Source organism: Calothrix sp. CBUCES-K 9914 (assembly GCF_059640475.1).
In genome coordinates this window covers 1-11,955 of record NZ_JBXXZH010000267.1, presented here as the reverse complement: position 1 = coordinate 11,955, position 11,955 = coordinate 1, and the positions used below count along the sequence as shown (strand labels likewise).

Below are 11,955 nucleotides of genomic sequence, written 5' to 3'. Positions count from 1 at the left end.
TTTGACTGGAAACGTTGACGGCAAAAGCATTTTTGCCAATCAGATTTTTGGCGAAGGTATTGATGGTACTGAGTTGTTTTTGAATTTTTATTTGTAGTTGTTTCTTTCCTTAGTTAGATAGAGGCTTATAAAACCTAAAGCCGTTGATTTGATGAGTTAAAACTAGATAATTAAAGTTGTGTGAAGTAGGATTGACAAACAAGCAATAATACCCATGCTACCTAACTCCTGAATATTACCAATACTGGGCAGTTGCGGCGCCCAACATTACCTACTCCAAACCCCCGCACATATCAGCAAGTTTCCTTTGATTTTAAGCAACACACCTAATTTTTTCTTAATTTACCATTACAAAACTACCCAAGGCGCCCTAAGTAAAGGCAAACAAACCTACTATATTAAAGTTACAGATATTTTTTAGCTGAAACAGTTTTATAGCTATCCGTGTACAATGCCAAATGTACTCATCAAAAAAACAAAGTTATGGAAAACGAATGATGGAACTTTATTAAAATCTTTCTTTGCCCATAAAGGACATATCTTAAGTGTAAATTTTAGTCCTAATCGTCAACTTTTAGCTTCTGCTGGTGAAGATGGAATTGTAAAAATCTGGCAAGCTAGTAATGGAATTTTGCTTCACAGTCTTCACGGTCACAAAAGCGCAATTAGAAACGTAATTTTTCTAAATGACAATATTTTAGCATCTGTTTCTGCTGGCTTAGAAAAAAAGATTATTTTTTGGGATTTAAAAAATATAGAACTAGATAAGTTACTAAAACAGGGTTGTAGTTGGGTGAGCGACTATCTAGAAAAAAGTCCCACGCTGAAATATGATGACATACGTATTTGTGATGAAATGTCAAAATAGTCACTGTCTTTTCGCACCTCTTTTAAATTTAAAAAGGGCGGGCAGGGATGCCCGCTCCACAAGAGGTAAAATTTAAGCTACTTAGCTGACTGTGGTTGCTAGTTTTGCAAGGTGGTCTGCAAGTAATTGCTCTAGGTTTTCTAGGGCTTTGGTGAATCCTTTGATACCTTCGTCTAGTTTTTCGGAAGCCATACGGTCTTCTGCGTGCATTTTGTCGTAGGTTGCTTTGTCAATGGTGATTTTTTCTATTGACATTGCTGCTGCTTTTTCAGCGTCGAGTTTGCGGGGTAGTTCGCCTTTTGTTGATTGTAGTTCTGATAATAGCTGGGGTGAAATTGTTAATAAGTCGCTACCTGCAAGTTCGGTAATTTCGCCAAGGTTACGGAAGCTGGCGCCCATTACTTCGGTTTTATAACCAAATTTCTTGTAGTAGTTGTAGATATTGGTGACAGAAACTACACCTGGGTCTTCAGCGGGTGCATAGCTATCGCGTCCGGTTTCTTTTTTATACCAGTCGAGAATGCGTCCAACGAAGGGAGAAATTAGAGTTACACCAGCTTCTGCACAGGCAATTGCTTGGTGAATACCAAATAGTAGGGTGAGGTTACAGTGAATTCCTTCTTTTTCAAGAATTTCTGCCGCGCGAATACCTTCCCAAGTACTCGCAATTTTTATTAATACTCGTTCTTTGCCAACACCTGCTGCTTCGTATTGGGCAATTAAACCGCGTGCTTTGTTGAGAGTTGCTTCGGTATCGTAAGACAAACGTGCGTCAACTTCGGTGGAAACGCGACCAGGAATAATTTCTAGAATCTTTAAACCGAAGGCAACTGCCAAACGGTCAAAAGCTAAGGTCAAAATATCTGCCTCTTTGGCGCCTGCTCCTAAATCTTGTTTTGCTTTTAAGAGAGTATTGTTGACAATTTCCTGATACTCAGGCATTTGTGCCGCAGCGGTAATCAGAGAGGGGTTGGTGGTTGCATCTCTTGGTGTAAACTTCGCGATGGCGCCGATATCTCCTGTGTCAGCTACCACTACAGTCATTGTTTTGAGTTGGTCAAGTAAATTACTAGACATAAAATTCCTCTTGAACTTTGTTTATCAGGACTTATATCAATTGCGTTTCGTGTCGGCAGGAGTACTGTATTGAGGAGCGCGTTGTTTATTTGTGTAACAGGCAATTAACAAAAAGCCACGCTTGTCCGTAAGTCATTCTCCTCCAGCCCTATTCTAGGCAGGTAAAATTAGATTTTACAGTGTGTTTTTATGCAGTTTAGTTAAATCATCTTGATCTTTTTAGTGCTGAGTGCTGAGTAATGAGTGCTGAGTGCTAAGTTTTAAGTCATTATTCCTAACTCCTAACTCCTAACTCCTACCTCCTAACTCCTAACTCCTACCTCCACTCAGCACTCAGCACTCAGCACTTTCTACTTGATTCCTTCTTTGTGTGCCATTGATAACATTAAGTCGATGACGCGGTTTGAGTAACCCCATTCGTTGTCATACCACGATACGACTTTGAAGAAGTTAGAATTTAACTCTATTCCGGCGCCTGCATCAAAGATGCTCGAACGCAAATCTCCTTGAAAGTCGGTAGATACTACTTCGTCTCCGGTATATCCCAAAATACCTTTGAGTCCGTTTTCTGAAGCGGCTTTCATGGCTTCGCAAATTTCTTTATAGCTAGTAGATTTACTTGTTTTGAAGGTTAAATCTACTACAGATACATCTGGGGTGGGGACGCGGAATGCCATACCTGTTAATTTACCTTTTAAGTCGGGTAACACTAACGCGACAGCTTTGGCTGCACCCGTTGATGAAGGGATGATATTCTGTGCGGCACCGCGTCCTCCTCGCCAATCTTTTTTACTGGGACCATCTACAGTGGGTTGAGTTGCGGTCATTGCGTGGACTGTCGTCATTAACCCTTCGGCTAACCCAAAGTTGTCGTGAATAACTTTAGCGATGGGCGCCAGACAGTTTGTAGTGCAGCTAGCATTAGAAACAACTGTATGCTTCGCTGGATCAAATAAGTTATGGTTTACACCTACCACGAAAGTTTGAACTCTTTCGGGTTCTTTGGTGGGAGCAGATATTATTACCCGCTTTGCACCTGCTTTGATATGGTTTGCTGCACCTTCGTAGTCGGTGAATAAACCAGTAGCTTCAACTACGTAGTCGGTGCCTAATTTACCCCAAGGTAATTCAGCAGGGTTACGAACCGAAACGCAGGGAATAAAGTGACCGTCAACCACAATACCATCGGGTTTTGCTTCAACTGTACCTTTGTACATCCCGTGGGTTGAATCGTATTTTAATAAATATGCCAGGTTATCGGGTGGCACTAAGTCATTAATACCTACAAACTCTATGTTGGGGTTACTAATGCCCGCACGGAATACCAACCGTCCAATACGCCCAAATCCGTTAATACCAACTTTCAACTTAGCCAAGCGTTATCCTCCTTATGCTGCATCTCGCTTTCAGTTTCTAAGATTAAGGATGCAGCTAATTTGTTTTTAGTTCAGTGACCGTTAAGTCAGACTGATCTAAATTAATGGTGACAGTAGCATTGTGAATAAGCTGATTTGATGGATTTGTTTTAAGATTTGTCAGGAAATGAGTAATTAAATCCCCCCCAACCCCCCCTTAATAAGGGGGGGCTAAGTAAGAAGTACTCTTGTTCCCCCCTTATCAAGGGGGGTTAGGGGGGATCAGCCTAACTACCCTCGTGTCCAATATCAGTCTTGGCGCCTATATCTTCCCATTTCCAGTCTCGAACTTCAGGCATGTCCTCACCATATTTGTGAATGTAAGTTTTGTGGTCGATGAGTTTGTCTAGCAGCATTTGCTTGGTGTATGCTGTACTACAACTTAAGTTAGGTACGCGGTTAAGAACGTCCATTGCTAAATGGAAGCGGTCTAATTCGTTTAACACTACCATGTCGAATGGTGTTGTTGTAGTTCCTTCTTCTTTATAACCTCGCACGTGTAAGTTATGGTGGTTGGTGCGACGATAGGTAAGACGGTGAATTAACCAGGGATAACCGTGATATGCAAAAATAATTGGTTTACTGGTGGTAAATATTGAGTCAAAGTCTTTGTCAGATAGTCCGTGTGGGTGTTCAGTAGGTGGCTGAAGTCTCATTAAGTCCACTATGTTTACTACCCGCACTTTTAATTCTGGTAACTCTCGACGCAATATGTCTACTGCTGCTAATGTTTCTAATGTTGGCACATCCCCCGCACATGCCATTACAACATCTGGTTCGCTACCTTTATCGTTACTTGCCCATTCCCAAATTCCAATTCCTTTGGTGCAATGCTTAATAGCTGCGTCCATATCTAAGTACTGTAACGCGGGCTGTTTTCCTGCCACAATTACATTTATATAATGACGCGAACGCAAGCAATGATCTGTCACTGATAATAGACAGTTGGCATCGGGTGGTAAATATACACGAATTATTTCTGGTTTTTTGTTGACTACATGGTCAATGAAACCTGGGTCTTGGTGCGAAAACCCGTTATGGTCTTGGCGCCATACATGTGACGTGAGAAGATAATTGAGTGATGCAATCGGTCGGCGCCAGGGAATATCTAAAGTTGTTTTTAACCACTTGGCGTGTTGGTTAAACATTGAGTCAATAATATGGATAAATGCTTCGTAACACGAGAAGAAACCGTGACGACCTGTAAGTAAATATCCCTCTAACCATCCTTGACAAGTATGCTCGCTCAATATTTCCATAACTCGACCGTCTGGAGAAAGATGTTCGTCTTCAGGGATACGGGGAGCGTCCCAAGTTCTATCAGTAACTTCAAATACTGCGTCTAAACGGTTTGATTGTGTTTCATCGGGACCAAATATCCTAAAATTACGGCTTTCTAAATTCCGCTTCATTATATCTCTGAGGAATTTACCAGTTACCTTTGTAGCCTCGGCACTAATTGAACCAGGTTTTGGAACATCAACAGCATAGTTCTGAAAGTCGGGCATTCGCAACGCACGTATTAAAACACCACCGTTAGAATGTGGGTTATCACCCATGCGTCGCTGTTTAGTTGGCGCCAGTTGTGCGAGTTGAGCAATAAATTTACCATTCTCGTCGAAGAGTTCTTCTGGTTTATAACTCTTCATCCACTGTTCAAGAAGCTTAAGATGTTCGGGGTTACTTTTTAGTTCACCAAATGGTACTTGGTGAGAACGCCAAAAACCTTCTGTTTTCTTACCATCAACATATGAAGGTCCAGTCCATCCTTTGGGACTTCGCAGGATAATCATTGGATATTGGGCACGTTTGGTAAACCCGTGTACGCGCGCTTCTCTCTGAATACCTTTAATTTCTTCTACAACGGTTTCCAAGGTTGCCGCCATTTGTTGGTGCATTAGTTCTGGGTCGGAACCTTCAACAAAGTAAGGTTTGTAGCCATAACCAACAAATAAACTTTCTAATTCTTCGTCATCAAGACGCGCTAATACAGTGGGGTTAGCGATTTTGTATCCGTTGAGGTGCAGTATAGGTAATACGGCGCCATCGTTTACAGGGTTAATAAACTTATTCGAGTGCCAACTAGTTGCAAGTGGGCCTGTTTCCGCTTCACCATCACCAACAACACAGGCAACTAATAAATCTGGATTATCAAATGCGGCGCCGTAAGCATGAGACAATGCATAACCAAGTTCTCCACCTTCGTGTATTGAACCCGGAGTTTCTGGCGCCACATGACTAGGAATACCACCAGGAAAGGAAAACTGTTTAAATAGGCGCCGCATCCCTTCTGTATCTTGGGAAATATTGGGATAATATTCGCTGTAAGTACCCTCAAGATAAGTATTCGCCACTAAACCAGGCCCACCATGTCCAGGTCCAGCTATGTAAATAACACTTTGGTCGTATTTTTTGATGATTCTATTTAGATGGACGTAAATAAAGTTCAAACCAGGAGTTGTGCCCCAATGCCCTAAAAGTCTTGGTTTAACATGTTCAATCTTTAAAGGCTCTTTAAGAAGCGGATTATCTAAAAGATATATTTGTCCTACAGAAAGATAATTAGCCGCGCGCCAATATGCGTTAATTAAATGGAGTTCTTCGTCAGTTAAAGGCTTTTGTTCGGTCGAAATTGCTAAAGTCATATTACACCTTGGTAGCAAACCGATTGTACTAATTTGTCATGACTCGCAAGTACAATTATCCTATTGCTTGGAGTTATTGCTAAAAACCAATTAGAAATAGGAATAATTATAGTTGGCAGCCTCTCCCAACACTAGCAAAGCATTTAATAACAAAACTCATACTTAATCATTATTTCAACCATGCATAAATTTAAAAATAATAATCGGAAGTATCTATAAAAATCTATCTATTTACCAAAATAAATATATCTTTAGAAAGATGTTACAGAAGCCGGGTTTCCCCAGCTCTGAAAACAATAATCTTCAACATTTACCCTTAAGAAAATAACAAATTAACTAGTGCTGTTTGCTTGACACTACCATTAAAACCTAAAGTTTGGTCTAAATTAGTTTCACTAAAAATAACAGTTTGAAAATCAACTTTATTTAAAATTGCACCTTCTAAATTTGTTTACCAAAAGCTTGTTTTATTAAATTAGGATGTTAATACACTATTACTAAGACTAATATCAAATCCTAAAGCAGTTTTGAAATTAACTTCTTTAAAAATAGTTCTGTGAAAAGAGGCGCCTGTCATATTAGCTTCCGTTAAGTCAACATTGATAAATACAGCTTTATCTAAACATGCTCCTGCTAAGTTGGCTCCTGATAAATTAACTTCTCTAAAAATTGCGTTTTCTAAATTAGCTCCTTGCAAATTGGCGCCTTCAAAGTTAGTTTGATGAAATACTGCCCTTCGGAAACTCACTTCCTTCAATAATGCGTTTTCAAAATTAGTTTGCCAAAAGCTAGTTCTTTTTAATAGCGCTCCTCTCATATCGACCGCGCGCAAGTTGGCACGGTTCAGATTGACTTGTAGAAAATAAGTACTAGTTAAATCAGCTTCACTAAGGTCTGTACACCAAAGATTTGTTTCTTGAAATATTGCTCTTCCTAAGTCCGCTCTTCTTAAAACTGACCCGTTTAGAATAGATTTCCAGAAAATTGTTTCTGAGAGGCTTGCCGCCATTAAATTGGCACGAACTATTACTGCTGCTTGCAGGTCTGCATTTTGAAGACAAGCTCCAAGTAAATTAGCTTGTGTAAGATTCGCTTGAAATAAAATCGCTTTTTCTAAATTAGCTTGCATTAAACAAGCTCGTCTCAAAGAGGCTTGATCGAGATTAGCTTTACTAAGGTTAGCATGATTTAGGTTGGCACAATTAAGATTAGTTCGGCTGAGATTGGCGCCACTAAGATTAGCACCACTGAGGTATGCTCCACTAAGATTTGTAGCTTCTAACTGTGCGGATTCTAAGTCAATTTGACTCGAAAATCCCTCCTCCTTGTACCTATTCCAGATATTTGTGCCTTGTAACAGTAAGGCAATATGCTTTTGATTTGCCATTTAGAAGCAGCTAGTGAGTTCGATTTACTTGTATTTTACAATACTTAGTATGTACATTTTATGACTATTTATTTGATTTAAATAATCCTTCTTTGGATATAAAAACGCACGTTTATAGCGTATATTTTATTAATTAGTCATTCAGTTCTAATAATCCTTCTGGGGGTGTAATTTCCGCGCGTTTATTTTCTATATCTACAACAGGAACTATTTCTTTTACAAAAGGAATTAAAACGGTCTTTTTTGTATCTTTGCCTTTATTGTAAAGTTCAACTTCGAGTAAATCGTTACCCGCAGGAATAAGATTAATAACAGTGCCGATAAAATCGCCTAACAGAAAAATTTTTAATCCAACTAAGTCTAAAATATGATATTCATCTTCGCCTAATTGGGGACGGTCGTCTTCGGAGACTAATAATTTACAACCACGCATTTCTTCGGCTTGGTTACGATTTTCAATTCCTTCTAATTCTATAATATATAAATTTTTACCCTCTAGATATTTCCCTGATACTAATTCAATTGGTTCTGGCACTATAGAACCGGGACGTAACAACCAACGGGAGCCTGGTATTTCAAAGCGTTCAGGAAAATCTGTATCAGGATACACTCGCATTTCACCGTATATTCCTTGTGCAGCGACAATAGTACCTATTTGTAACCAACCATCAGGAATATAAGTAGTAAGGGGTGATTTATTTTGATTTTCTTGTTTGACTTGTTTCTTTTTCTGCTTCTCCATATTTCTTTTCTTTGCGTCCTTTGCGTCCTTTGCGGTTTATTTATTAAAGATGTTGAGTTACGCGCGAAGCTCTTAACCCAACCTACATTTACATCCGTTACATCCGTTGCATCCGTTGCTTTCTTACACGCTTACGGTGGCGCCACGATACACTTTTGCAGTAACTTCAGCTAAACGTTCCATAGCTGTAGCTATTTCCTCATCACTACCAGTTAAACTAATACGTAAACACTCTTGCTTATGCTTCCACTCGGAGCGTAAACCAGGGAAAAAGCTGCTACCAGGAACAGCAATTACACCAACTTGCTTTAATTGCTGGTAAAATTCCCAATCAGTCATAGGTAAATCTTTCAACCATAACCAAGCAAAAATGGCGCCTTCTCCACGGTGCAAGAACCAAGGTAACGAGTCAGGCATTGCAGCATCCAAAGCGGTTTCCAACACTGTAAACTTGTTTTGATAGAACGAACGAATTACAGTTTCAGAAATCTCAACCAAGGCGCCAGAATTAATCGCGCGTGCAGCAATAGCTTGTCCATAGCGTGAAGCGTGAATACAAGCATTGGTTTGGAAACACTCTAATACGTTTATTACTTCTGGGTCACCAATTGCTATACCAATACGTTCTCCAGGCAGTCCTGCTTTTGATAAACTCATGCAGTGGATAACATTGCCCCCAAACAAGGGTGTCATCTCAGTAAAATTCAATGCTGGGAACGGAGGAGCATATGCAGAATCTACCATAACTGGTACATTATACGGCGCCGCTAGTGATGCTATTTTACTAACTTCTTCGTCGGTAAGCACATTACCTGTAGGGTTACACGGACGTGAGAAAATAACACAACCTGTATTTTCGTCTATTGAAAGTTGGCTAAAGTCGGGACGGTATTTAAATCTATGTGCTGCGGTATCTATATCTAAAGTCGGTTTATAAGCTATTAAAGATTCTGGAGTTAGTGCAACACCACCATATCCTGTGTAGTCAGGACTAAGGGGGAGGACTATGTGTTTTAAATCCCCCCCTTCCCCCCCTTGATAAGGGGGGGTGTAACCTCCAAATGCGTTTGCTGCGTAGAAATATAAAGATTGACTACCTGGGGTTATAAGAATATTACGGTCGGTGAGGTTTAAGTTGTAGCGTTTATTAAAGTCGTTTACAACAGCTTCGATAAATGGAGCGTAACCTTGACTGGAACCGTAGCGACAAACAACTTCGCCATATTCGGAGCTAGCTAGTAAATCAGCGGTACAATCACGCCATAATTTCTCAACTTCTGGCAATATTAACGGATTTCCAGCACTTAAGTTAATAAATTGCTGTCCTGCACCCGCGCGCAATGTTTCGATAATGTCCTTCATAATAGCTCGAACGCCTGTAAGGTTGGACATTTGGGCGCCGATTTTGGTAAGTGCAGGAGTCATAAGCCGCGAACGATTAAAATAAGTAATGGATTTAGTAATTCTCTCTAAATGTAACGATACATTGACGTGATTCGCAAATGATTTTGGGGAATATTAAACTCGTAAAAGTCCATGACGCAGCAACAAAGGACGTAGAGGCATGAAAGTTAAAGCAGCAGTAGCACAAGAAGCAGGTAAATCGTTAGTTATTGAGACAGTTGATTTAGATAGTCCAAAACAGGGTGAGGTTTTAGTTGAAATCAAAGCTAGTGGAGTTTGCCATACCGATGCTTACACTCTTTCTGGTAAAGACCCGGAAGGATTATTCCCCGCTATTTTAGGACATGAAGGCGCCGGAATTGTCGTTGAAGTTGGCGCCGATGTTAAAAGTGTCAAACCAGGAGACCATGTGATACCCTTATATACTCCTGAATGTCGCCAATGTGAATATTGCTTGAGTCAAAAGACAAATTTGTGCCAAGCTATTCGAGTCACTCAAGGTCAGGGTTTAATGCCTGATGGTACAAGTCGTTTTTCAATAGACGGCAAAAAAATCCATCATTATATGGGTACTTCAACGTTTTCAAATTATACCGTTTTGCCAGAAATTGCTGTAGCTAAAATTCGCGAAGATGCACCATTTGACAAGGTTTGCTATATCGGTTGTGGTGTTACTACTGGTATTGGGGCAGTAATTAATACAGCAAAAGTCGAACCTGGCGCCAATGTGGTTGTATTTGGTTTAGGGGGTATAGGTTTAAATGTCATTCAAGCCGCGCGTATGGTTGGTGCGAATATGATAATTGGGGTAGATATTAACCCTAGTAAAAAAGCTTTAGCTGAAAAATTTGGCATGACGCACTTCGTTAACCCCCAGGAAATTGATGGTGATATTGTTCCATACTTAGTGAATTTAACAAAGGGTGGTGCCGATTATACTTTTGAGTGTATCGGTAATGTTAATATTATGCGTCAAGCGTTAGAGTGCTGTCATAAAGGATGGGGAGTTAGTGTCATTATTGGTGTTGCCGCAGCAGGTCAGGAAATTAGTACTCGTCCATTTCAACTTGTTACAGGTAGAGTTTGGAAAGGAAGCGCGTTTGGTGGCGCCAGAGGTCGTACTGATGTACCAAAAATCGTAGATTGGTATATGGATGGCAAAATCAATATAGACGATTTAATTACTCACGTTATGCCAATAGAGAAAATCAACGATGCATTTGATTTAATGCACAAAGGTGAATCTATTCGCAGTGTAGTCACATTTTAGTACAAAAGTATTACTAACATAAACGCATTATTAACATAAACGTAGCATAGGCGTCTCGCCTGTGCAGCCTGTTTTTTACCAGAGAGGCAATAAGTTTAGTTAAAATAAGTAAATATTGATACTGTAATTTTATTTATGTATGTATTTATCGCAAAAAGAGCGCTATTTTATAAAATGAAAATGCATAACTTCTGTAATTTTTATACATTATTAGCACAGGCGAGACGCCTATGCTACGGCACTCTCACTATTATATCCTTAAGCTTGGCGCCTATGGTTCCAGCACATCTATCTCACGCTTATATTCCAATGTCAGAATTTAATTTAGCATCATATCAATGGAAAAACCGTATTTTGCTAGTTTTCGCAAATAATGCCGAAGATGTAAACTACCAACAACAAGTACAAAAATTTCAACAACATCAACAAGGTTTAAATGAGAGAAATTTACTTTTAGTTACAGTTTTAACCCAAGGTACAAGTTATAGTAACCAACAGCCAATAAATACAGCATCTGCGGCAAAATTACGTCGGAGGTTCAATATTAGCGATAATGATTTTCGTGTTATCTTGGTTGGCAAAGATGGTGGTGCAAAACGAGAAGACTCTAAAGTTGTTCAAGCAGAAACAATTTTTCGTGAAATTGATGCAATGCCAATGCGACAACAAGAAATGCGGCAACGTAGATAATACTGTTATTCAATTTATACATGTTTGATACCTTTCCTACTATTGATACGCAAAACTTGGTATTAAGACAAATTCAGTCATCTGACACTGAGGCGATATTTGCCTTCTTCTCAGACCCAGAGGTTTTACAGTACCATGATGCCGAACCTTTCGCAAATCTTGAACGTGCGGCAAGGTTAATCAATACTTGGAATGACCGTTTTTTAACTAGACAAGGTATACGCTGGGGAATAGCAAAGAAAAGCGAGAATATTATTATTGGCACCTGTGGTTATCGTCTCTGGGGTAAACCAATGTTTTGCGCTGAGTTAGGATACGAGTTGTCAAAAGCACATTGGCGAACAGGTATAATGACGGAAGCGCTATCTAGTATAATTCGATTTGCGTTTGAACACATGGAATTAAACCGCATCGAAGCGACAGTGATGTTAGAGAACACAGCATCAATGAGTTTGCT

10 protein-coding genes and 1 pseudogene are annotated in these 11,955 nt (G+C 39.8%); 4 read left to right on the top strand and 7 right to left on the bottom strand.

Annotated features, from left to right (window positions below):
• Positions 1-451: 451 nt before the first annotated feature.
• Positions 452-868 (top strand): WD40 repeat domain-containing protein, encoded by a 417-nt coding sequence (locus AC2JBO_RS37010; protein WP_496958624.1) that lies wholly within the window; start codon positions 452-454, stop codon positions 866-868.
• An 81-nt stretch (positions 869-949) separates the two neighbouring features.
• Here the strand turns inward: AC2JBO_RS37010 and AC2JBO_RS37005 are convergent, their stop codons facing one another.
• The 7 genes and pseudogenes from AC2JBO_RS37005 to AC2JBO_RS36975 form a co-directional block, all read right to left on the bottom strand.
• A complete protein-coding gene (locus AC2JBO_RS37005; protein WP_496958623.1) occupies positions 950-1,945 on the bottom strand; it encodes a transaldolase in 996 nt (331 codons plus the stop codon).
• Between the two features lie 350 nt (positions 1,946-2,295).
• Positions 2,296-3,321 carry a type I glyceraldehyde-3-phosphate dehydrogenase gene (gene gap / locus AC2JBO_RS37000; protein WP_496958622.1) on the bottom strand — a complete coding sequence of 342 codons (1,026 nt, stop codon included), beginning with the start codon at positions 3,319-3,321 and terminating at the stop codon, positions 2,296-2,298.
• Positions 3,322-3,587: 266 nt separating this feature from the next.
• A complete protein-coding gene (locus AC2JBO_RS36995) occupies positions 3,588-6,005 on the bottom strand; it encodes a phosphoketolase family protein (RefSeq protein ID WP_496958621.1) in 2,418 nt (805 codons plus the stop codon).
• A 316-nt stretch (positions 6,006-6,321) separates the two neighbouring features.
• Positions 6,322-6,447: pseudogene (locus AC2JBO_RS36990) on the bottom strand (hypothetical protein); the annotation flags it as partial.
• Positions 6,448-6,480: 33 nt separating this feature from the next.
• Positions 6,481-7,392, bottom strand: a complete 912-nt coding sequence (locus tag AC2JBO_RS36985; RefSeq protein WP_496958620.1) for a pentapeptide repeat-containing protein — start codon at positions 7,390-7,392, stop codon at positions 6,481-6,483.
• Between the two features lie 133 nt (positions 7,393-7,525).
• The gene (gene rimM, locus AC2JBO_RS36980) at positions 7,526-8,134 is read right to left on the bottom strand and encodes a ribosome maturation factor RimM (protein ID WP_496958619.1); all 609 of its coding nucleotides are present in this window, start codon (positions 8,132-8,134) and stop codon (positions 7,526-7,528) included.
• A 123-nt stretch (positions 8,135-8,257) separates the two neighbouring features.
• A complete protein-coding gene (locus AC2JBO_RS36975) occupies positions 8,258-9,559 on the bottom strand; it encodes a valine--pyruvate transaminase (protein WP_496958618.1) in 1,302 nt (433 codons plus the stop codon).
• Positions 9,560-9,698: 139 nt separating this feature from the next.
• On the opposite strand from AC2JBO_RS36975, the gene AC2JBO_RS36970 reads away from it, so the two are divergent.
• The 3 genes from AC2JBO_RS36970 to AC2JBO_RS36960 form a co-directional block, all read left to right on the top strand.
• Entirely contained in the window at positions 9,699-10,808 is a 1,110-nt protein-coding gene (locus tag AC2JBO_RS36970; RefSeq protein ID WP_496958617.1) for an S-(hydroxymethyl)glutathione dehydrogenase/class III alcohol dehydrogenase, read from the top strand.
• Between the two features lie 273 nt (positions 10,809-11,081).
• Positions 11,082-11,498 (top strand): DUF4174 domain-containing protein, encoded by a 417-nt coding sequence (locus tag AC2JBO_RS36965; protein WP_496958616.1) that lies wholly within the window; start codon positions 11,082-11,084, stop codon positions 11,496-11,498.
• A 20-nt stretch (positions 11,499-11,518) separates the two neighbouring features.
• Positions 11,519-11,955: GNAT family N-acetyltransferase (locus AC2JBO_RS36960; protein WP_496958615.1), on the top strand; the 437-nt coding region annotated here is incomplete at its 3' end.